The organism is Plantactinospora sp. KLBMP9567 (genome assembly GCF_033446045.1).
GTDB lineage: Bacteria > Actinomycetota > Actinomycetes > Mycobacteriales > Micromonosporaceae > Plantactinospora.
Map to the genome: position 1 here is coordinate 26531 of NZ_JAWQRR010000013.1, position 21080 is coordinate 47610.

A 21080-nucleotide genomic window follows, 5' to 3' on the forward strand; every position below is an offset into this window, starting at 1 on the left:
GTCGCCTTCTCCCGGCCGTTGGGCCCTCGTCGTGGCGCGCGGTTCCCGTCGACCCGGACGAACCAGCCGGACGAACCAGCCGGTTTGCCGAGTCGGCAAGTTTGCTTGCCGCTGCGCCGCTAGCGGCGGATCGTCGGTGCCGGAAACCGAAGTCCGGGCCGAAGCGGCGGGAGGAGCGACCCATGACCGACGAGAACGACGCCGGGCGGGCGGGGGCGGGGCAGCGCGACGAGGCGCGGACGGCGTCGGCGTCCCCTGACGACGAGCCGTTCTCGGCCCGCGCCGAACAGGAGAACTGCGAACGGGTTCTCGGCGACCGGCGGCACGGAATGGCGTTCTGAGCGCTGTCCGGCTCGTGTCCGCAGACCCATGGCCGCAGATCACCGAGAGAGCGCGTACCGGACTGGCTAGGCGATGTCCGAGTCGGCCGGCTGTGGTGCCCGCGCGGCCATGGCGATCCGTTCCAGCGCTGCCGCGTGGGCCAGAAACGCCTTCCGGCCGTGCGGGGTGAGCCGCGCCAAGGTGCGTCGCGCGCCCGCCCCTGGCTGTTTGCGTACCTCGAGGTAGCCTTCGGCGGCGAGCGCGGAGAGCTGCTTGGACAGGGCCGAGTCGCTCGTGCCGACCGAGTCCCGGATGAAGCCGAACTCCGTCCAACTCGCGGGTGCCAGCAGTGCGACGATTGTCAACCGGGCCGGGACGTGCAGGAACTCGTCGAAGTCGGGGTCCATCAGTTCTGCCGGCCCGCCCGGTGCCGTATCAGCGCCCCGGCGCCCCGGCAGGCACGAGCGGCGATCGGCAGGCAGACCACTGATCCGACGGCGGCCGCGACCAGGTGCGGGGCCGGAAGTCCGCCCGCCTGAGCGGCCGCCGCCAAGCCCTGGAGCACCGCTGCGAGGACGATCCCGGAAGCGACCCCTACGAGCAGCTCGCCGGAGCTGGGCTTGCGGAGGACCGGCGCCCTGCGCACATAGACGAACGCCAGCAACGCCAGCAGCATGACCACCGGGAACAGCATCGCGCCACCCCACGGATTGGGCAGGTCGTGCGAGGCGTAGGAGAGCAGCACGACCGACGCCAGGACACCCAGATAGAAGGGGGACGAGCTGTGCCGCACCTCTTCGGCGCGGGACTGCTCATGCCGCTTCCGGATGTCGTCGAGCGCCGCCTGGGCGTCGTCAGGAGTCATCAACCTTCCACCTCTCCCCAACAGGGGTACTTTCCTCCGAGGAAAGTACCTGGCGATCGCCGAGCCGACCTGGTGGACCGGCGGCACGCGAACCTGGTCGACAACGAGCCGGATCCCCGGACCGTCTCCACCGGCATGCCGCCGGTCACCCCGACTGTCTGCCGATCTGTATCCGCCGCGGCCAGGAGGGCCGGATGGTCGTCCTGTCTCCATCCGCCGCCGGTTAGGAGAGCCGGATGGCCGTCCTGGTCGCGCTCGCCGGGCAGATGACAAGCAGGCAGCTCTCGACGCGTACGGCGTCGATGACCGGGCCGTAGACGCTCGGCGTGCTGCTGGCGAACCGGATGGTGGTCGAGCCGGAGATCAGGTTGGTGAAGTAGGCCGTCCGGTACACGAATCCCATCTCGGACGGCGTCCGACCGGTGGTGTCGAAGGTGGAGCTGTCGATGGTCTGGCCGTTGGCGGTGACCGTGCCGGTGGCGAGCAGGGGTCCGCCGTCGGGGTTACCGGCCGGGGCGTACCGGACCCGGTAGGTGGTGAGCGGGGTGGTCGGCACGCTACGGGCGACGGTGCCCGGGCTGCTGTCGTTGAGGTCGAGTGACTGGTCGCCCTCCGCGTCCTGCCAGTCCTGGGTCAGGTCGACTGTGCCGGTGGTGACGGTCCACGGACCGAGCTGCTGCCCGGCGGAGAATGTCACGAAGTCGTTGGAGATGGCCGGTTCCTCGAAGCCGTCGACGAAGACGACGGCGGCGTTGGCGGGACTCGGGGTGAGGAGGGCCAGCAGGGCGGTCAGGCACACCGCCAGGCTCGCGCCGATCGACGGGCACGCGGGTACGTCCTTGCCATGCTTGTCGTTCCCGGCGTGGGTGCCCGGCCAGCGGGTGCCGGGACTCCGTGTCGCGCCCGATCGCCGGTAGCCGAGACATCGATGTCTGTCGGTGACGCTACGGTGACGCGATGACGTCTCGCCACCCGTGCAGGCCGCCACCTGCGGCCGCCATCCGACAGCGGAAGGAGTAGTCGTCGGCCTTGACACGGCCGGCGCGCGGGTGACGCGGACGCGCCGGAATCCGGAGACGGGGCCCGGCCGTGGCCGGACCCCGTCGCGGCGGGTTCTCAGCCGACCAGGTCGAACCGCTCCCAGGGACCGATCCCGGTTCGGTTCGCGATCAGCGGGGCGGCGCCGGCGTTCTCGGCGACCACGTACCGGTTGTTCACCGTGGCGCGCAGGCTGACGCTGCCGTCGCCGTTGCGGACCAGTTGGAACGTCTCCCAGCCGCCGACCGCGGTCCGGTTGGCGGTCAGCGGGGCGGTCCCGGCGTTCTCGGCGGCGACGTACCGGCCGTTGGCCCGGGCGCGCAGCGCGACGTTGCCGCCGCTCAGCTCCACCAACTCGAACTGTTCCGCCGTGCCGATCGCGGTGCGGTCGGCGATCAGCGGGGCGGCGCCGGCCGGATCGGCGGTGACGTACCGGCCGTTGGCGTGGGCGCGCAGGCTCACCGAGCGGCCCGGTTCGGGCTGTGTTCCCGGGCCCACCGCAGGGTTGAACTGGCGCACCCAGTGCCGGGTCCGGTCCAGGTACGCGGTCTCGGCGGCGACACCGGTCAGCCCGTACGCCCCTGAGTAGTGGAGATAGCCGTGCCCGGCCGGCGGGCTGCTGCTGGCCGGTTCGATCGTCGAGCCCTCGTGCCACTCGTTGAACGAGGTGATCGAGACCCAGGTCGGCGGGCCGCCGTCCGCCGCGTTCAGCGCGTTGCCCCACTGCCGGTCGTAGGCCGCGCCGTTCGCCCGGTCGACGGTCGGGGTGGTGTTGCCGGGTACCGCCCGGTCGTCCAGGTAGCCGGGTGCCACCGAGGGGGCCCAGACCAGGCCGTTGGCCTTGCAGAAGGCGCTGGCGTCGGCCCAGCCGGGCGCGGTCGCCCCGGCGATTCCGTCGTAGGTGTACATGCCGCCGAAGTGCGCGACCTTGGTGGTGTCGGTGGTCTGGGCCAGCACGATGCTGTTGCCCTTGACCTGCTCCAGCGGCGTCCAGTCGGTGATCCGTAGGCTCTCGAAGACGTAGAACGCCGACCGGTTGCCGTGCGCGGTGTCCCGGTGGAAGGCCGGGTGGCCGCCGTACCGGTTGTGGATGTAGTTGATGTCGGCGACGGTCGACGCGGCGGTCCGCCCGCCGTACGGCTCCAGGTGCCAGGCGACCTGGAGACCGTGTTCGGCGGCGGCGTCCAGCACCACCGGGGTCAGGTTGTCCTCGAAGGAGCCCTGTCCCCACCAACTGTGCACCACCACCCCGACCCCGGCCCGGCTGATCCAGGCCATGTGCTGCCGCACCGCCGCCGGGTCGCCGGAGTCGTACGCCCCGAGGGTGGGATAGAAGTTGGCGCCGATGTCCTGCGGCGGGGTGTGGCCGCCCTGCTGCCAGTGCCGGTAGCTGCCGGAGTGCGCCGGGTTGCCGTACCAGGAGTAGTAGAAGATGTGCACGTTGCCGGCGGTCTGCGGCGGCGCCGCCAGCGCGACCGGCGCCGCGCTGCCCGGCGGTGCGGCGGCGACCGCCGGTGCGGCCGGCGCGGCGAGCCCGGTCGCCAGCAGCAGGATGGCGGCGGTACTCCGTAGCCAGTGTTTTCTCAGGTGCATAAGGGGTTACCTCCGTTGTCGCGCCGGGCCGGGGCGGTGGTCGGTGACTTCCGACCGCACCGCCGGCCCGGCGGTACTCAGCCGTTGACGAGGGTGAACTTCTCCCAGGGGCCGATCGCCGTCCGGTTGGCGATCAGCGGCTCGGTGCCGGCGTTCTCGGCGGCGACGTACATGTTGTTCACCGTGGCCCGCAGGCTGACCGTGCCGTCCGAGTTGCGGACCAGTGCGAACGTCTCCCACCCGCCAGCCGAGGCCCGGTTGGCGACCAGCGGGTTCGCCCCGGAGTTCTCGGCGCAGACGTACATCCCGGTGTTCCGGGACCGCAGCGCGACGTTGCCGCCGCCCAGGTCGACCAGGTCGAACTGCTCGGTGGCCCCGAGGCTCGCCTTGTCGGCGATCAGCGGGCTGCTGCCGACGGCGCTGACGTACTGGTTGTTGGCCGTCGCCCGCAGCCCGGTCGCGGGCCCGCCGCCGGTGCTGCCGGTGGCGAAGGTGAACGAGTCCACGTCGAAGAGGTTGCCGGCGCCGCCGGAGAAGACCAGGAAGAGCGTGGTCGTCCCGGACGGCTGGTTGGCGAGGTTGGTCGAGACGTTGGTGAAGGTGTCCCAGCTACCGGTGTTCGACACGGCGACGCTGCCCAGCAGGGTGCCGGTGGCCGAGCCGGCCCGGACCTCGATGGTGCCGCCGGGACCGCCGGAGGAGACCCGCGCGGTGAACCGGGTGGCGTTGCCGAGCTGGTAGGGCTGGTACGAGATCCAGTCGTTGTTGTCGATGAAGCCGGCGGTCCGGCCGCCCTCGGCGGTGGCGTGCTCGGCGGTCTGCACCCCGCCGGACTGGGCGCCGAAGTGCTCACCCTGGCGGTGCCGCGGTTGCAGCGTCCGGATGCTGTGCGAGGTGAGGCCGCCGTTGTCGGTGTAGCTGGCGTCGAAGACGCCGTAGATGTTGGCGGCGGCGTCGTGTTCACCGTCCACCGGTACGTTGATCGTGCCGGAGCAGCCGGTCTTCGAGGTGATCTCGTGGGTGTGGCTGTCGTGCCCGAGGCCGTACGCCACCCGGACCCGGGAACAGTCGACGGTGCCGTCCTCCGGATCGGTGACGGTCACCTGGAACGGCACCGTGTCGCCGAAGCTGAACAGCGTGCCGTTGCCGGGAACGGTCAGGTTCACCGTCGGCGCCGAGTTGCCGACCGTGACCACCAGGCTGGCGGTGCCGGTCAGCCCGGCCGGGTCGGTGACCCGCAGCGTCGGGGTGTACGTCCCGTTCGCGGTGTACGTCTTCGTCGGGTTCGCCGCCGTCGACGTGGTGCCGTCGCCGAACGTCCACAGGTAGCTCAGCGCCCCGCCCTCCGGGTCGGAACTGCCGGCCGAGGAGAAGTTCACGGTCAGCGGGCTCGGCCCGGAGCTGCGGTCGGCGGCGGCGACCGCGATCGGGCTGCGGTTGCCGCCGCCGATGTACTCGATCCGGTACAGCGCCTGGTTGTTGGAGCCGGTGCCGTAGTCGAGCACGTAGAGCGCGCCGTCCGGCCCGAACGCCTGGTCCATCACCTGGGTACCGCGCCAGGGGAAGTCCGAGATCTCCCCGGGTGAGCCGTCGGCGTTCACCGCGATCGCCTTGATCCAGCGCCGGCCGTACTCACCGGCGAAGAAGCGGCCGTTGAGCGAGGCCGGGAACTTGACGCTGGAGTTGAGGTTGGGGTCGTACCGGTAGACCGGGCCGCCCATCGGCGACTCGGAGCCACCGCCGAACTCCGGCGGCGAGCCGGCGTCGCCGTACCTGATCCAGCTCGGCCTGGCGGGCGGCAGGGTGCTCAGGCCGGTGTTCCGGAACGAGTTGTTGGTCGGCCCGCCGGCACAGTTGTACTTCGCCTGGGACGGCCCGGACGGGAAGGTGTACTCGTTGTACGTCTCCGCCGCGGTGTTCGTGCCGGTGCAGTACGGCCAGCCGTAGTTGCCCGGCCCGGTGACCCGGTTGAACTCGACCTGCCCGCCCGGTCCCCGGTTCGGGTCGCCGACGCCCGCGTCCGGGCCGTAGTCGCCGAGGTAGACGATCCCGGTCGCCTTGTCGACGCTCATCCGGAACGGGTTCCGGAAGCCCATCGCGTAGATCTCCGGCCGGGTGCCGGCGGTACCCGGCGCGAACATGTTGCCGGCCGGGATCGTGTACGTGCCGTCCGGCTGCGGCTTGATCCGCAGCACCTTGCCGCGCAGGTCGTTGGTGTTGCCGGAGGAGCGCTGCGCGTCGAACTGCGGGTTCCGGTCGGTCCGCTCGTCGATCGGGGTGTACGAGTTGGATTCGAACGGGTTGGTGTCGTCGCCGGTCGACAGATAGAGGTTGCCGGCCGCGTCGAAGTCGATGTCGCCGCCGACGTGGCAGCACTGGCCCCGGTCGTTCGGCACCTGGAGGACCACCCGCTCGCTGCCCATGTTCAGGGTGTCGTCGGCGTTCATGGTGAACCGGGACAGCCGCAGGTGTCCCTTCCAGCGCTCGAAGTCGGCGGCGGTGCCGGTGGTCGGGGCGTCCCCGGCCGGGGTGTTCAGCGGCGGCGAGTAGTAGAGGTAGACGTAGCGGTTGCTGGCGAAGTTCGGATCGGCGGCGACGCCCTGCAACCCCTCCTCGTCGTGGGTGTAGACCGGGATGTTGCCGGCGACCTTGGTGTTGCCGGCCGCGTCGGTGACCCGGACCGTGCCGTTGCGGGCGGTGTGCACCACCGACCGGTTCGGCAGCACGGCCAGGGACATCGCCTCGCCGATCTCGGCCGAGCCGGTGGCGAGGGTGACCTGCTGGTAGTCGGCGGCGGGGACCGGATCGGCCTGGGCCGCCGTCGAGGGCAGCGCGGCGAGGATCGCGGCGGCGGTGCCGACCGTCGCGATCGCGGACGACCACGGTCGTCGTCTGCTGGGGTGCGGTGACACGGGAACCTTCCTTCTTGGCGGGGTGTGCGGCCGCCGCCCCGGGTTGCGGGGCGCGGCGCGCGGTGGGGGTGGGGAGTGCCGGCGGGGTCAGCCGCCGTAGACGTTGAGGTCCCAGAGCGAGTAGCCCCACTGGGTGGCCCGCTGGGTACCGGTGATCCGCAGGTAGCGGCCGTTCGCCGAGATCGGCATGTCGTCGACGCCGCCGTCGCCGGTGGTCGTGGCGTAGACCTGGGTCCAGGTCGCGTTGTTCGGCGAGACCTGGATCTGGTACGCCCGGCCGTACGCCGTCTCCCAGTTCAGTCGGACCCGGTTCAGCGGGTACGACGCGCCGAGGTCGACGGTGATCGACTGCGGGTCGCTGTACGCGCTGCCCCACCGGGTACCGGAGTTGCCGTCGACCGCGTTCGCCGCGACGTGCGGGCTGTTCGGCTCGACGCTGGTGGCGGTGACCGACTTACCCCGGGCCAGGTCGGTGACGGGCGGCTGGGACGGCCCGTCGGTCCTGATCCGCACGTTCCGGTAGCTGATGTCCAGCCCGGCGCCGTCGTTCTGGAGTCCGATGTAGCCGTTGGCGATGTCCCGGCTGCTGACGTAGTCGTTCACCTTGACGCCGTTGAGCCAGACCTCGACCCGCTGGCCGTGCACGCCGATCTCGTAGGTGTTCCACGAGCCGGGCGGGTTCAGCGCGGCGTCCCGGATCGCGGCGTTCGGCGCGGAGAAGCTGTAGACGCTGCCGGTGGTCCGGGACGGGTCGCCGTCGGTGGCGTCGATCTGGATCTCGTGACCGGCGTCGACCGGCCGCCACGGGTCACCCTGCGGGTCGGGGAAGCCGATGAAGACCCCGCCGTTGTCGTCGCCCGGCATCATCCAGTCGACCTTGAGCGAGTAGTTGCCGAAGGTACGGACCGGATACCAGAGCAGCCCCATCCCGCCGAACGAGGTCAGCGTGCCGTCGGCCAGGGTGAAGCCGCCCGGCCCGGCCTGCCGCCACTGCCCGAAGGACTCCTGGGTGCCGTCGAAGAGCGCGGTGTAGCCGGCCTCGGGGCGGCAGTCGGCCGGGGCGGCCCCGGCGGCCACCCGGATCCCGCCGAGCAGCATTTCGGTGAAGAACGGATCCGAGTACGACTCGTCGGTGTGCCCGAGCCCGGTGTACCAGGCACGCCCGCCGCCGTAGTTCTGGCACCAGGTGATCGGGTGGTCGCCACCCATCGAACCGCCGCTGTACGACGACTCGTCCAGACTGGCCAGCACCTTCACCCGGGACCGGGGATTGGTCCGGTAGTTGTACCACTCGTCGGTGCGGGTCCAGGTCGGGCCCAGGTGCGAGGTGGAGACGTTGCCCCGGTCCTCGACCCGGATGGTGGCGTGCTGGGTCGCCGGATGCGAGGCGAAGTACGCCCCGGCCAGCCCGCCGTACCAGGGCCAGTCGTACTCGGTGTCGGCGGCGGCGTGCACCCCGACGTACCCGCCACCGGCCGCGATGTACGACTCGAAGGCGCTCTGCTGGCCGGCGTTGAGTACGTCGCCGGTGGTGTTCAGGAAGACCACCGCCTGGTACTGGCCGAGGTTGCCGGTGCGGAACGCCGCCGCGTCCTCGGTGGCGGTCACGGTGAAGCCGTTGGCGGTGCCGAGCTGCCGGATCGCGGCGATCCCGGGTGCGATCGAGGAATGCCGGAAACCGGCGGTCTTGGAGAAGACCAGCACCCTGGTCAGCGGGGCGGCCCCGGCCGGTGCCGGTGTCACCACCGTGACCGCGCCGGCCAGGGCGAGCCCGGCAGCCACGGCGGCGGCTGCCAGAGTGCGAAGACGTCTGCGCATGCGAACTCCTTGCGAGGGGTTGGGGCCTGGCGGTCCGGTCGCGGTCAGGGCAGGGTCCAGTTCTGTGCGGCGGTGCTGTTGCAGTCGTAGATCTGCAACTGCCGGCCGTTGCCCGGGTTGGAGGCGGGGATGTCCAGGCAGCGGTTGGCCTGCGGGTTGCGCAGGCTGCCGTTGGCGCCGGCCACCCACTGCTGCGCCCCGGTGCCGTTGCAGGTCCAGAGCTGCACCAGGGTGCCGTTGGTGGTGCCGCTGGCCGCCACGTCCAGGCACTTGCCGAGGGCCCGTACGGTGCCGTCGCCGGGCAGCGTCCACTGCTGGTTGGCCGAGCCCGCGGTGCAGTCCCACATCTGCACCCGGGTCCCGTCGGCGGTACCACCCGCGTTGACGTCGACGCACTTGTTCATGCCCCGGATCGGCCCGGTACGCGGCCCACCGCCACCGGTCGGGGTGCTCACCCCGGCGCCGGTGAAGGTGTAGCTGTCCAGGTCGAGCAGGGCTCCGCCGCTGCCGCCGGTGAAGACGACGTAGAGGTCGTGGGTGCCGTCGTCCGGCTTGGTGACCGGGGCGGTGACCTCGGTGTAGGTGTCCCAGCCGCCGGTGTTCGGCACGGTGACCCGGGCGACCTCCGGGCCGGTCGGCGAGTCGTACCGGAACGAGACGACGTTGCCGGCCTTGTCCGACGAGACCCGGGCCCGTACCCCGGTGATCCCCTTCAGGCTCACCGCGTGGTGCCGTACGTACTCGCCGGTCTGGATGTCGCCGAGCCGCCGGCCGCCCTCGGCGCCGGAGGCGTTGATCACCTGCGGGCCGTGCACCGAGACGTAGTGCTCGGCTTGCCACTGCTTGGGCCAGAGTGTGACCTCGTGCTGCCCGGCCAGCGGCACCGAACCGGTGGCGCCCCGGTCGGTGTAGCTGGCCCGCAGCACGAAGAAGAGCACCGCGTCCGGGCCGGAGTGCACCGGGCCGGTGTTGACGGTGAAGCCGCAGCCGGTGCCCTCCCCTTCCTCGTGGGCGTGTTCCTGGTGCCCGAGCGCGGCCCGGATCACCACGCTGGCGCAGGGCACGGTGCCGTCCTGCGGGTCGGTCGCCGTACCGGTGGAGGTGAGGTTCTCGTCCCAGGAGAAGAGGCCGCCGTTGGGGACGCCGCCGAGGGTGACGGTCGGCCGGTTGTTGCCGACCACCACCGCGACCTGGGTGGTGCCGGAGCGGCCGGTGCCGTCGTGGACGGTCAGCCGGGCGCGCTTGTCCCCGTTGCCGGTGTAGGTGTATGTCGGGTTCGCCGCGGTCGAGTCGACGGTGCCGTTGCTGTCGAAGTCCCAGGCGTACGTCAGCGGGTCGCCGTCCGGGTCGGTGCTGCCGGCGCTGGAGAAGCTGACCTGGAGCGGGGCGAGCCCGTTGTCCCGGTTGACCGAGGCGACGGCGGTGGGGGAGCGGCCCCCGGCAACGTAGTTGATTTTGTAGAGGCCGGCGGCGACGTCACCGGAGAAGTAGCCGTTGCCGTACTCCAGCAGGTAGAGCGAGCCGTCCGGGCCGAACTCCATGTCGATCGGGTGCACGAACTGCATGCCGGCGAGGACCGGCTCGATGACGGTCGGGTTGCCGGTACGCGGGTTGCCGTTGTCGAACTGGACCTCCTTGATCCAGTTGCGGCAGTACTCCGTGATGATCAGCTTGTTGTCGTAGTACGCCGGCCACTTCACCTCGGAGTCGAGGTTCGGGTCGTGGTGGTAGACCTCGGCGTGGTTCGGCGAGCCGCAGCCGCCCGGGTTGTCCAGCGCCGGCCACTCCTTGCTGCCGCCGTGCTGCTCCCAGACCAGCGCGCCCCGGGTCGGCGGCAACTGCCGCTGGCCGGTGTTGTTCGGCGAGTCGTTGACCGGGCCGGTGCTGCCGCCGCAGGGGAACCAGCCGCGCGGCGATCCGGTGGCGAAGTTCCAGTCGTTGTACGCGACGTTCGGCCCGCCGCAGTACGGCCAGCCGTGGTTGCCCGGCGCGGTCGCCCGGTTGTACTCGTCGTACGCCGCCGGCCCCCGGTTGGCGATCGTGGCACCCGCGTCCGGCCCGACCTCGCCCCAGTAGAGGGTGTTGGCGTTCTTCTTGTCGACCCAGATCCGGTACGGGTTGCGTACCCCCATGATGTAGACCTCGGGACGGGCCTGCGCGGTACCCGGCGCGAAGAGGTTCCCGGCCGGGATGGTGTAGCTGCCGTTGTCCTCCGGATGGATCCGGTTGATCTTCCCGCGCAGGTCGTTGGTGTTGCCCGAGGTGCGCTGGGCGTCGTACTGCGGGTCGCGGCCGGCGCGCTCGTCGATCGGCGCCATCCCGGCGGAGTCGCCGCCGGAGTTGGTGTTGTCGCCGACCGCGAAGTAGAGGTTCTCGTCGCTGTCCCAGGTCATCGAGCCGGCCGAGTGGCAGCAGAGCCGCCGCTCGGTGGGCCACTCGATCAGCTTCGTCTCACCGCCCAGTTGCAGCGTGCTCGGGTTGAAGGTGAACCGGGAGATCCGGTTGACCAGCGGGGTGGCGACCGGCGAATAGAACAGGTACACCCAGTGGTTGGTGGCGAACCGCGGGTGCAGGGTGATGCCGATCAGCCCGTCCTCGAACCGGGCGTCGAGCGGCAACGTCAGCGCGACAGTGGTCGAGCCGCTGGCCGGGTTGTAGAGCCGGACCTGCCCGCCGCCGGAGCTGGAGCCCCGGTTGATGTAGAGCACCTTGCCGTCGGGCAGCACGGACAGCTCGATCGGCTCGCCCATTCCGAGCCCGCCGTCGAGTTTGACCTTTTCGAACTGGCTTGTCGGTGGGGGCGCGGCTGCTGCCGGTGGGGCGGCGACGCCGACCGCGACCAGCGGCGGCAGCAGCGCCGCGACGGTGGCCAGCACGACGGCGGCGACGGTACGACGCGGAGGGGTTCTTCGGTTCATTGGCGCGCTCCGGCGGTTTCTGGGTGGTGGTGGGCGGGGCGGTTCTGCCCCGGCGGGACGGGGGCGTACGGGCCCGGGGGTCGGGACCCGACAGGGCCCGGTCGACCCCGGGGCGGGATGGGTGGAACCCGCCGGACGTGGCGCGTCAGGCGGGGACCAGGTCGAACTTCTCCCAGGGGCCGATCGCGTCCCGGTTGGCGATCAGTGCCGCCGCGCCGCCGTCCTCGGCGACGACGTACTTGTTGTTCACCGTCGCCCGTAGGCTGACCGAGCCGTCCGAGTTGCGGACCAGGGCGAACGTCTCCCACCCCCCGGCCGAGGGCCGGTTCGCGATCAGCGGGTTGGCCCCGGCGTTCTCCGCGCAGACGAACTGGTTGTTCACCCGGGCCCGCAGTCCGATGTTGCCGCCGCCGAGGTCGACCTGGTCGAACTGCTCCCACGACCCGACGGCGGCGGCGTTGGCGATCAGGTTGCCGGCGCCGGCGCTGCTGGCGCTGACGTACTGGCCGTTGGCCTGGGCGCGCAGCGCGACCGCGCCGGTCGGCTGGGTACCGCCGGTGAGGATCCGGAGCGCGTCGATCATGCCGACCGAGGTGGTCTTGTTGACGATCCGGATGGTGTGCTGGCCGTTGGTCAGCCCGGTCCTGCGCCAGACGACCTGCTGGGCCTGGCGGGCGCCGGAGGCGTTCAGGTTGACGTTGGCCTGGAGCACATCGTCGAGATAGACGTCGACGTTGCCCATGTCGCTGAAGCGTTCGGAGAGGTATTCGACGCCGGTCCCGGTGAAGGTGTAGGAGGCGGTCGCCCCGACCGTGGTGCTGTGGTGGGTGTCGTCGTTGTAGTCGCCGTACCCGCGTGCGGTGGTGAGGTGCCAGTTGGCGTCGTAGCTCAGCAGCGTGTTGTTCACCAGGTCGCCGCCGCCCGGATTGCCGGGGCCACCGCCGAGGCCGAGCGTGGAGGCGGTGCCGGAGAGCGACTTCGCGCCCTGGTTGGCGCTGCCGGTCAGCGTGGCGGCCGAGTAGTTCGACAGCGGCTTGCCGGTCCGCTCCACCAGGTAGACCGCGTTCGCCGTCGTGGCAAAGGTGATCTCGCCGGCCGAGCTGGTCGTCAGGACGGCGTTGTCCGAGGTACGCCGGACGCGTACCTCCTGGCCGCCCCACGGGTTCACCACCCGGGCCTGCTTGCCGTGCAGGCTGCGCAGCCCGACGTACTTGATCTCGCCGGCCTCCCGCTCGGAGCTGACCAGGAAGCCGTCCTTGGCCAGCAGGGTGAACTTGCCGACGAAGCTTGCGTCGGTCGGCACCGCCGGGAAGACCCGGATCTTGTCGTTGTACGACTGCATCAGCGACTCGTTCATCGCCGCCAGGTGGATGCCGAGGTACTCGAAGACCCCGTTGGTGTTGTTGGTCATCCCGTTCGGGTAGTTCTGGTACTTCTGGAGCATCGTCTTCATGCCCTGGAACGCCTGGTTGCCGAGCCCGAGCCTGGCGGCGTGCACGTGGTCGTTGGCCCAGACGTTGCCGTACGGGTGCGGCCGGACGTTCCAGGTGTTCACCGCGGTCTGGTGGTCCGGGTAGCCGATGCCGGTCAGGTCGTAGGGCCAGACGAGTTCCAGCGCCACGTTCTCGCCGTTGCGGGTCGGCGACGACGGCGGATCGTGCGGCAGGTACGCCCCGTTCGAGATCTGGTACGGCGCCAGGTTGTTGACGATGTTCTGCCAGTTGGCCCGCAGCCCGGAGTCCAGCCCGAGCTGCTGGCTGACCTGAATCGTCAGCGGGAAGAGCAGCCGTACCGCCGCCAGGTCGGTGATCGCGTTCCGGACGTCCCAGTAGGTCTCGTGGGCGTTGGAGTTCGCGATGTAGTAACGCCCGGAGGAGTCCCGGCTCAGGATGTCCTCGTAGAACTTCACCGCCTCCCGCATGTACGGGTACGCGGTGTTCCGCAGGTACGCCTCGTCGTTGGTGTACCGGTACTGCAGGTACATGTTGTAGGCGGCCTCGGTGCCGGTGGAGTAGAGGTCGTTGACGTAGTCGCTGTTGATGGTGCCCCGGGCGTTGCCGTCCCAGCCCATCGTCTCCGGCACCCAGAGCCCGTCACTGCCGTACCGAGTGGTGGTGTAGGACTTCAGCGCGGCCAGGTTGCGGCTGTAGAGCCGGTTGAACCCGGCCATCAGGTCGACGTGGTTGCTCGCGTAGAACGAGTTGTAGACATCGCGCTGGTTCCAGTACCAGTAGCCGTTGCTCCACTTGGAGTTGTCCTGGGTCGCCCGGAAGACTCCGTTGATGAAGTGCAGCGGATAGTTGCCGAAGCCGCCCGCCGCGATCATGTAGGTGGCCAGGTAGTAGACGTTCTCCAGGTAGTCGGCGTCCCCGCCCGCGCTGGAATACTGCACGAACGACTTCGCCCAGAAGTTGTGCCACCAGTTGCGGTAGTTGTTCAGCGTGGTGGCGTAGCCGGTCGCCTTCACCGCCGCGAGCTGGTTGCGGGCCTGCTGCACCGAGTTCTGCCCGGGGGAGTTGATCCGGGAGGCGGCGGTGAACCAGACGGTGTAGTTGCTGGTCGGGGTGATGTTCAGGCGTACCCGGGTGCCGTTGACCGTCTGCGAGGTGTAGCTCGCGCCTTCGACGGTGGCCGCCAGGGTGTAGCCGAAGTTGTTCGGATCGGCCTGGCCCCGGCTGATCCCCACCCCGGTCGAGTCGGTGAAGGTGCTCGCGGTGCGCCAGGTGGTCAGGTTCGGCACGTCCGCGATGTTCTGGACGCTGTTCAGGTCCCAGAGACTCAGGTCGAGCCCGACACTGGTGACGCCCGGCCGGCTGTCCTCGACGTGGATCCCCATCACCTCGGAGTTGGGCGAGCCCATGATGGTGACGGCGCGATTGTTGTCGTACTTCGTGGTCAGTGTTCCGTCGTAGAGCGACAGCCGCTGCTGGAACGTGGTGTAGCCGGTGTCCATCTGCGGGTTGCTGAACAGATTGACGTTGCCGGCCGCGTAGGTCGACTGCTGGGCCAGGTCGACTCCGGAGACCTGCATCGACAAGCCGTTCTGGTTCCACACCATCGCCCCGGTCTTCCCGTTGCCGACGGTGAGCCCGTGCAGCGGGTTGGTGTTCGGCCTGTTGTAGACGATGTCGTGCTTCGACAGGTAGTTGGCATAGTTGACGTTCAGGGTGCCGGTGCTCGAATTGAACGCGGCGTCCGTGGGCGCCGCAGCGGCCGGGGCAGCCGGGCCGGTGGCGACGAGGCCACCGGTGAGCAGGGCGGCGAGCATGACACTGATCGGCGTACTCACCTTCATCGACACGATCCCTTTCTAGATCGTCCGGTGGGTGGCGTCTCGCGCCCCGGAGGCCGGTGCAGCTCCCCATCCGCCGAAAACGGGGAGCGACGTCGAGACGGACCGGGCCGGTGAAGCCGCCCGAGGTCGCCTGACCTGCGGGTAACCATCGACCCATGTCTGTGACTTGCAGTTAACATTGGATGTCTTGCATCCGTCAATCCCTTGCCGTGATCTTTTTGGACCTACTGGCGGTAGGTTGCAGGCTGAGATCGGGCAAATACATCGGAGGTATATCCGGTCGGGGCGCGGGTCGGCGAGGCGGCGGGTCAGCAGCACCGCCAGCACGAACAGTGGGATGCCCACGATCAGCGGGATGCCGGCAGGCAGGCTCAGCATGAACGCCCAATCGAGCAGCCTGAAGCGGTATCGCAGGTTTATGCCGCCATTCCCGCCGCCGGGCGCGCGGGCGCGCAGTGGGGTAGACCCGACCTCCGTTCCGGGTGCTAGGTCCACTGACTTCGCCCTCGATCCCGACGAGGGTGACTGGCATGACCAAGTCGGACGACCGGATCGCTCGATGGAGCATCCGACATCCATGGTGGGCGACCAATGTGTGGCTCGCCTTCGTCGCCACCACCGTGGTGCTGGGCGGCATGACCCAAGCCACACAGGCAGAGTTCAGCGAGTACGGGGTGGGTGAGTCCGCCTGGGCCGAGGAGCCCCCGAAGGCGGCCGGCCTCGAGCGGCCGGGGGTCGAAAGCGTGCTCGTGACCCCCGGCGGGCCCGAGGGAACCGCCGCGATCCAGGGCGCGGCGGCGCGGCTCGCGCCGCTTGCGGAGGTGGCGGAGGCCGGTGAGCCGGTGCTCTCGCCGGCGGGTGTCCTGGAACCAGTGACGGTGATGGCATTTACCCAGAGGAGGAGTTAGTGCTGCACAGCATCTCTCGTCGGAATGTCTTCAGGGCCGGGTTGGCCGCGGGCGCTGGCGCAGTGATAGGACTGACTCAATCGGCGCCCGCGAGTGCGGCGAGGCGAAGCGTGATCGCGTTCGTCGGGGTCACGGTGATCGACACCACCGGTGGGCAGCCAATGCCAGACCAAACCGTGGTCGTCGAAGGGGATAGGATCATCGGGCTGGGTGGGCGGCACGATATCCGCGTCCCGCGTGGTGCGACGGTCGTCGACGGCACGGGAAGGTTCCTGATCCCGGGTCTGTGTGACATGCACGTCCACAGTGACGTACATGAGGCGATCATCCCGCCGCTGTACATCGCGAACGGGATCACCACGGTGCGCGAGATGTCGGGAGCCGACCATCTCCACCGATGGCGGGATCGGGTCGAGGCCGGCAGCCTGCTGGGCCCACGCTCGATCATCGCGAGCCCTTTGATCGACGGCGCTCCGGGTCTTTGGGCGGGCCTGAACGCGGTCTCGTACATCGAGGTGACCAACGAACCGGAGGCGCGAGCGGCGGTTCGCCGGGTCGTGCTGGACGGTGCGGACTTCGTCAAAGTCTACTCACGACTGTCCCCCGAGGCCTACTTCGCCGTCGCTGACGAGGCCCGACGCCAACAAATTCCGTTCGCCGGACACTGCCCCGACAACGTGCCGATCACCGAGGCCAGTCAGGCCGGGCAGCGCAGCCTCGAGCACATGTGGGGGACCTGGTACTCGACCTCCAGCCGGGAAGCGGAGATACGCCGGGCGATCGCCGAGATCCGGATCGAGCCTGGTGACTACAACAGCTGGTTCAACCAGGTGCATCCGGTGAACTGGCTGGCCGCGCACAGCTACCATCCCGGCAAGGCGGCGGCGGTCTTCGCCGGATTCGTTGCCAACCAGTCCAGGCAGGTCCCGACCCTCATCGCGATGCGGGCAATCGCCATGCCCGACGAGGTGTCGCGAACCGACGAGCGGCTGAAATATCTGCCGGCCGTTACGGCCGGGGAATGGTGGTGGGCGCTGGACGAGTTGTTCGCGGCCGGCCGCGGTCCGACCGAAGTTGCCCAGCACCGGGAGCTTTTCGACCGCCAGCTCCGGCTGGTTGACGAGATGCGCCGGGCCGGGGTGCCGATGCTGGCGGGCACCGACAGCGCCACGCCGGGGTGCTTCCCCGGGTTCGCCTTGCACGATGAGCTGGCGCTGCTCGTGCAGGCGGGGCTCACCCCCATGCAGGCGCTCCAAGCGGCGACCCTCGAGCCTGCCCGGTTCCTCGGCCGGCAGGACCACGAGGGGACGATCCGCCGCGGCAACCTAGCCAACCTGGTGCTGCTGGACGCCGACCCGCTCGACGACATCCGCAACACCCAGCGGATCCAGGCGGTGGTGGTGCGGGGCCGATTCATCTCCGCCAAGGAGCGAGAGCGCATGCTCGCCGGGGTCGAGGCCGCGGCGAGGGAAGTCCCCGCCGATGCCCGCGCCACGGTGGGCTGTCCCTGCATGGGCCGATCAAGCTGATCACTGCCACTACTCTGATCACTCCCATGCGTATCGCGGGTTAGTGAACCTTTTTCAAGGTTCCCTTGCGGTCCGACGGACCGCAAGGCCGGACGCGGTCCGTAAGCGCCGCGCGGTCCAGGTTGAAAAGGGTTCAGTGGTCAGCTACTACACTCTGCCCGCTTACCGGCAACGTCCGCGACCGCAGGCCACGGTCTTGGTAACGCCGGGCGTGATTCCGTAGATCCAGGGATGCTCAGCCACCAGGGCGGCGCCAGTCCCTGCGGTGATAGGGCTTCATTTTCTGCCAGCGTTTCATAATCGCTGTCTCCCGTCGGCGGAATTGGACGGGGGCGGCGCCAGGCTCCGACCTAGGCGTCGCCCCCGTAGGTACCCACCCGGTTGAGAAGGTCACGGAGGCGGACAAGTGCCTGATTCCAGTGACCCAAGAGATCCTGTGCCGCCGGCCCGATCCTTGCCAGTTGGTCGCGGTCATTGACGAAGGGGTGCTGCACCGCCGGGTCGGAGACGCGGAGGTCATGCGCGACCAGTTTGTAGGTGTGATAAGGATCCACAAGCAACGACCGTTAACTGCACTTGAGTTCGAGCCGTGGTACAGGACGCCGGAGAGGGGGCCTTTCTAGCGAGGCGGTCGCTGGTGAACGGACCCAATGCGAGCCGCTCGCTGTCGTCAGGTCGACCGGAGGCGGACGATCAGAGAGGCATCAGATCGAGCTCGCAGTTGGCGCGCGGCCGTGCCGCCGGGCGTGGCGACCTGTAACCTGACGCCGGCGTTTACGCGTTGCGCGCTGGCGTGGTGATGGAGCGGGAGTACGGCTGGACGGAGGCCGGCAAGGCCAGCGCGGCCCGGCACGGCGTCTCCGGGCAGGAGTCGATCGAGGCGCTCTACTCGCCGCAGCGGATCGAGAGCCACATCGGGACGTTGCTGCTGGCCGTAGCCGGCCTGGCCGACACCGCCCGGGTGATCGCCGTGCTCTGCGAGCGGGTCGGGAAGGTCAGCAGCTACGCGATCCTGGCGGTACGGCCCGCCACGCCCGAGGAGGTCAAGCAGTGGATGGAGGGCGCCCGATGACCGCGAACCGGGACCCGCGGACGATGAGCCGCGAAGAGCTGGTGGCGTATTTCGACCGGGGCGGAGACATCTCGGACCTGCTACGCGATGCGGCCAGGGGACCTGACCTGGGGCCGGCCCCGAGTCCGGACAGCATACCGATGATCGTGACCGGAGTCCGGCTCTCCTCCGCGACCGTGCGACGGCTGGACGCGCTCGCGGGTAACGACAAGGGCGGTCGTTCCGGCCTCATCCGCCAGGCGATCGACGAGTTTCTTGCCCGACACTCCGATGCTGGGTGAGGGCGACCAGTTCCGCTTCGGTGAGCTGGTCGCCGTCGCCGTCGCCGTCGTCGCCCGCCGCGAGCAGTGCGGTCAGTAGGTCGTCCTGTCCACCGGTACGGGACTGCGCACGCTTGCGCGCCACCAGGTCGATGACGTACTGCCGCAGGAGCCGGCGGCCCTCCTCCCTGGACATCGGGGCGTCGGTCACGAACGGCGGGTGCATCGCCGCGATGGTCCAGGCTCGGAACCGGCCGTGGTCGATCGACGGCAACACAAGCCGAGCCGAGTGGCGCGGCGGAAGTTCGACTGCGTCGCACCGAATCGCGTAGCGCACCTCCGTGGAAGGTCGACTACCCGTCGTCCCGAGCACCCCGGGGGCCGCCGGCGGAGCCCGGCCACACGATGACGCCGGCGAACCGGGTGGTTGCCGAGGGCACCTGGCCGCAGGAGCGTGGCCGGCGGATCGACTACCTCTTCGTCCGCTGCGTCCACCACGGGCCGACCCTGGACGTCCTCGACTGCCGGCAGGTCTTCGCCCAGCCCGTGGACGACGTGTGGGCCAGCGACCATTTCGGGGTCCTCGCGGACCTCGGGATCCCGAGCAGGGCACCCGCCACCCTTTACTGAAGGTAATCCGGCCGAGTGGATCCGGCGCGCTCCTCGTGCGGCTGCTCCCCGTCCGGGCCTGTCTCCGGACGCCGGGTTCGCGATGCGACTGACATCGGTGGTGCCGGTGCCGTCGCACCGGACCGGCATGGCGGCGTAGCCGACCAATCCTTCCGGAACTTCTCCGATACCAGGGCTGATGTAATCGGAGGTAACGTATCGACAGGCCGGCCACGGGTGAACCCGATAGACGGTTCGGGAGTGAGCACTGTGGTCGCGGAGCGCACGGCGCCGGGTCCGTCGTACCCTCTCCATGCTCCCGCAGGAGGCGTCGGTGCCGGCAGTCCCGCACTGCGGCGGTGCCGCGAGGCGCGGCGCCCGCGAGCCCTGGAAGTTTCCGAAACGAACCTTGTATTTTTCTGTTCGGTCTGCGAGTCTTTGCCCGTCGATAGACAGCTGTTGTGACGCCCGACGGACATAGTGCTGAACTTGAGTGCTGCGGATCAGCCCCCTGGCCAGCGCTGGTCGACAGGAGGGGACAGCAGCCCGCGCGTCCACGGTGGGCACCGGAACGGGGCATTCAGGCTCGCCCGGTGAGCGCGTTTCATCTGGGCACTCGGCAGAGAGGACAGGTTGATGAGGGCAGCGAATCTACTCACCGTGTCGATGGTCCTGGTGACGGGCGTCCTGACAACGGCCGCCTGTGGGGCTGGGGATTCGGACGGCGGCGGCGGTAGCGGCGGCAAGGTCACGATGAGCTTCTGGCACAACGCCACGACGGGTCCTGGTAAGGCCTTCTGGGAGAAGACCGTCGCCGACTTCGAGGCCGCCAACCCAAACGTGAAGATCGAGATCCAGTCCATCCAGAACGAGGACCTGGACGGCAAGCTCCAGACCGCGCTGAACTCCGGGGACGCCCCTGACGTGTTCATGCAGCGCGGCGGCGGCAAGATGGCCGCGATGGTCAAGGCCGGCCAGTTGCTGGACATCACCGGCGGGATCAGTGACGCCACCAAGAAGGTGGTCTCGGAAGGCTCGTTCAAGGCACAGACGATCGACGGCAAGGTCTACGCGATGCCGGTGGCGGTGCTGCCCGGCGGCTTCTTCTACAGCAAGGACCTTTTCGGCAAGGCCGGCATCACCCAGCCGCCGACCACGCTCGCCGAGCTGCGGACCGCCATCGACAAGCTGAAGGCCGCGGGCACCCAGCCGATCGCCCTCGGGGGCAAGGACGCCTGGCCGGCCGCCTTCTACTACTACTTCTTCGCGCTGCGCGAGTGCAGCACCAGCACGGTCACCGAGACCGCCAAGAGCATGGCCTTCGACGACTCCTGCTGGCTGAAGGCCGGTCAGGACGTCCAGAGCTTCGCCGCGACCCAGCCGTTCAACAACGGCTTCCTGACGACATCGGCCCAGCAGGGCGCGGGCAGCTCTGCCGGTCTTATCGCCAACCACAAGGCGGCGATGGAACTCATGGGCGCCTGGAACCCGGGTGTCATCGCCTCGTTGACGCCGGACGAGAAGCCGCTGCCCGACCTGGACTGGTTCCCGTTCCCCAGCATCGATGGCGGCGCGGGTGAGCCCGGCGCCATCCTCGGTGGCGTCGACGGCTACTCCTGCTCCGCGCAGGCCCCCAAGGCGGAGTGCACCGCCTTCCTCAACTTCCTGGTGCAGACGCCCGTGCAGGAGGCCTACTACAAGGCATTCCAGGCGCCGCCGGTGAACGGCGAGGCGCAGGGCGTGGTGACCGAGCCGCATCTGAAGTCCGTGCTCGCGGCCTACAACAAGGCCCCGTTCGTCTCGCAGTGGCTCGACACGGTCTACGGGCAGAAGGTCGGCAACGCCCTCAACACCGCCGTGGTGAACCTGCTGGCCGGTAAGGGCAGCCCCGAGGACATCGTCAAGGCGGTCAAGACCGCCGCCAAGAGGGCCTAGAGATCCG

General features: G+C 69.5%; 17 protein-coding genes. 8 read left to right on the forward strand and 9 right to left on the reverse strand.

Annotated elements, in window-relative coordinates; translation table 11 throughout:
- The first annotated feature begins 182 nt into the window (after positions 1-182).
- Positions 183-341 (forward strand): hypothetical protein, encoded by a 159-nt coding sequence (locus R6Y94_RS10300; protein ID WP_318395574.1) that lies wholly within the window; start codon positions 183-185, stop codon positions 339-341.
- Between the two features lie 66 nt (positions 342-407).
- On the opposite strand, the gene R6Y94_RS10305 is transcribed toward R6Y94_RS10300, so the two are convergent.
- The 8 genes from R6Y94_RS10305 to R6Y94_RS10340 form a co-directional block, all read right to left on the reverse strand.
- Positions 408-728 (reverse strand): transcriptional regulator, encoded by a 321-nt coding sequence (locus tag R6Y94_RS10305; RefSeq protein WP_318395575.1) that lies wholly within the window; start codon positions 726-728, stop codon positions 408-410.
- Positions 728-1186 (reverse strand): hypothetical protein, encoded by a 459-nt coding sequence (locus R6Y94_RS10310; protein ID WP_318395576.1) that lies wholly within the window; start codon positions 1184-1186, stop codon positions 728-730. Before R6Y94_RS10310 ends, R6Y94_RS10305 begins: the two co-directional genes overlap by 1 nt.
- A gap of 223 nt (positions 1187-1409) precedes the next feature.
- The gene (locus R6Y94_RS10315; protein WP_318395577.1) at positions 1410-1985 is read right to left on the reverse strand and encodes a DUF642 domain-containing protein; all 576 of its coding nucleotides are present in this window, start codon (positions 1983-1985) and stop codon (positions 1410-1412) included.
- A gap of 317 nt (positions 1986-2302) precedes the next feature.
- Positions 2303-3817 carry a hypothetical protein gene (locus tag R6Y94_RS10320; protein WP_318395578.1) on the reverse strand — a complete coding sequence of 505 codons (1515 nt, stop codon included), beginning with the start codon at positions 3815-3817 and terminating at the stop codon, positions 2303-2305.
- 77 nt (positions 3818-3894) lie between these two features.
- The gene (locus R6Y94_RS10325) at positions 3895-6729 is read right to left on the reverse strand and encodes a PQQ-dependent sugar dehydrogenase (protein WP_318395579.1); all 2835 of its coding nucleotides are present in this window, start codon (positions 6727-6729) and stop codon (positions 3895-3897) included.
- Positions 6730-6816: 87 nt separating this feature from the next.
- Complete coding sequence (locus R6Y94_RS10330; protein ID WP_318395580.1) at positions 6817-8547, reverse strand: ThuA domain-containing protein; 1731 nt, start codon at positions 8545-8547, stop codon at positions 6817-6819.
- A gap of 44 nt (positions 8548-8591) precedes the next feature.
- Complete coding sequence (locus R6Y94_RS10335) at positions 8592-11465, reverse strand: ricin-type beta-trefoil lectin domain protein (RefSeq protein ID WP_318395581.1); 2874 nt, start codon at positions 11463-11465, stop codon at positions 8592-8594.
- Between the two features lie 145 nt (positions 11466-11610).
- Positions 11611-14760 carry a glycosyl hydrolase family 95 catalytic domain-containing protein gene (locus R6Y94_RS10340; RefSeq protein ID WP_318395582.1) on the reverse strand — a complete coding sequence of 1050 codons (3150 nt, stop codon included), beginning with the start codon at positions 14758-14760 and terminating at the stop codon, positions 11611-11613.
- A gap of 530 nt (positions 14761-15290) precedes the next feature.
- On the opposite strand from R6Y94_RS10340, the gene R6Y94_RS10345 reads away from it, so the two are divergent.
- The 5 genes from R6Y94_RS10345 (at position 15291) to R6Y94_RS45100 (ending at position 18550) form a co-directional block, all read left to right on the forward strand.
- Entirely contained in the window at positions 15291-15668 is a 378-nt protein-coding gene (locus R6Y94_RS10345; protein WP_318395583.1) for a hypothetical protein, read from the forward strand.
- Positions 15669-15778: 110 nt separating this feature from the next.
- Positions 15779-17197, forward strand: a complete 1419-nt coding sequence (locus tag R6Y94_RS10350) for an amidohydrolase family protein (RefSeq protein WP_318395584.1) — start codon at positions 15779-15781, stop codon at positions 17195-17197.
- Between the two features lie 419 nt (positions 17198-17616).
- Positions 17617-17820 (forward strand): Scr1 family TA system antitoxin-like transcriptional regulator, encoded by a 204-nt coding sequence (locus R6Y94_RS45095; protein WP_412102731.1) that lies wholly within the window; start codon positions 17617-17619, stop codon positions 17818-17820.
- Between the two features lie 158 nt (positions 17821-17978).
- The gene (locus R6Y94_RS10355) at positions 17979-18269 is read left to right on the forward strand and encodes a hypothetical protein (protein ID WP_318395585.1); all 291 of its coding nucleotides are present in this window, start codon (positions 17979-17981) and stop codon (positions 18267-18269) included.
- Between the two features lie 140 nt (positions 18270-18409).
- Positions 18410-18550 carry a ribbon-helix-helix protein, CopG family gene (locus R6Y94_RS45100; protein ID WP_412102735.1) on the forward strand — a complete coding sequence of 47 codons (141 nt, stop codon included), beginning with the start codon at positions 18410-18412 and terminating at the stop codon, positions 18548-18550.
- Here R6Y94_RS45100 and R6Y94_RS10360 read toward each other — a convergent pair.
- Entirely contained in the window at positions 18498-18755 is a 258-nt protein-coding gene (locus tag R6Y94_RS10360) for a hypothetical protein (protein WP_318395586.1), read from the reverse strand. The two genes, R6Y94_RS45100 and R6Y94_RS10360, sit on opposite strands and share 53 nt — an antisense overlap.
- Before the next feature lie 179 nt (positions 18756-18934).
- Here R6Y94_RS10360 and R6Y94_RS10365 point away from each other — a divergent pair, with 179 nt between their 5' ends.
- Both R6Y94_RS10365 and R6Y94_RS10370 read left to right on the forward strand, forming a co-directional pair.
- Positions 18935-19159 carry a hypothetical protein gene (locus R6Y94_RS10365; RefSeq protein ID WP_318395587.1) on the forward strand — a complete coding sequence of 75 codons (225 nt, stop codon included), beginning with the start codon at positions 18935-18937 and terminating at the stop codon, positions 19157-19159.
- A 615-nt stretch (positions 19160-19774) separates the two neighbouring features.
- A complete protein-coding gene (locus tag R6Y94_RS10370; protein WP_318395588.1) occupies positions 19775-21073 on the forward strand; it encodes an extracellular solute-binding protein in 1299 nt (432 codons plus the stop codon).
- The last annotated feature ends 7 nt before the right edge of the window (positions 21074-21080 follow it).

Bases quoted from the DNA above. Each gene is read 5' to 3' on its own strand.
- R6Y94_RS10310 (WP_318395576.1), bottom strand. From the start codon at position 1,186: ATGACTCCTGACGACGCCCAGGCGGCGCTCGACGACATCCGGAAGCGG.
- R6Y94_RS10305 (WP_318395575.1), bottom strand. From the start codon at position 728: ATGGACCCCGACTTCGACGAGTTCCTGCACGTCCCGGCCCGGTTGACA.
- R6Y94_RS10360 (WP_318395586.1), bottom strand. From the start codon at position 18,755: ATGCACCCGCCGTTCGTGACCGACGCCCCGATGTCCAGGGAGGAGGGC.
- R6Y94_RS10300 (WP_318395574.1), top strand. From the start codon at position 183: ATGACCGACGAGAACGACGCCGGGCGGGCGGGGGCGGGGCAGCGCGAC.
- R6Y94_RS10345 (WP_318395583.1), top strand. From the start codon at position 15,291: ATGACCAAGTCGGACGACCGGATCGCTCGATGGAGCATCCGACATCCA.
- R6Y94_RS10370 (WP_318395588.1), top strand. From the start codon at position 19,775: ATGAGGGCAGCGAATCTACTCACCGTGTCGATGGTCCTGGTGACGGGC.
- R6Y94_RS10335 (WP_318395581.1), bottom strand. From the start codon at position 11,465: ATGAACCGAAGAACCCCTCCGCGTCGTACCGTCGCCGCCGTCGTGCTG.
- R6Y94_RS10365 (WP_318395587.1), top strand. From the start codon at position 18,935: ATGACGCCGGCGAACCGGGTGGTTGCCGAGGGCACCTGGCCGCAGGAG.
- R6Y94_RS10340 (WP_318395582.1), bottom strand. From the start codon at position 14,760: ATGAAGGTGAGTACGCCGATCAGTGTCATGCTCGCCGCCCTGCTCACC.
- R6Y94_RS10330 (WP_318395580.1), bottom strand. From the start codon at position 8,547: ATGCGCAGACGTCTTCGCACTCTGGCAGCCGCCGCCGTGGCTGCCGGG.
- R6Y94_RS10320 (WP_318395578.1), bottom strand. From the start codon at position 3,817: ATGCACCTGAGAAAACACTGGCTACGGAGTACCGCCGCCATCCTGCTG.
- R6Y94_RS45100 (WP_412102735.1), top strand. From the start codon at position 18,410: ATGATCGTGACCGGAGTCCGGCTCTCCTCCGCGACCGTGCGACGGCTG.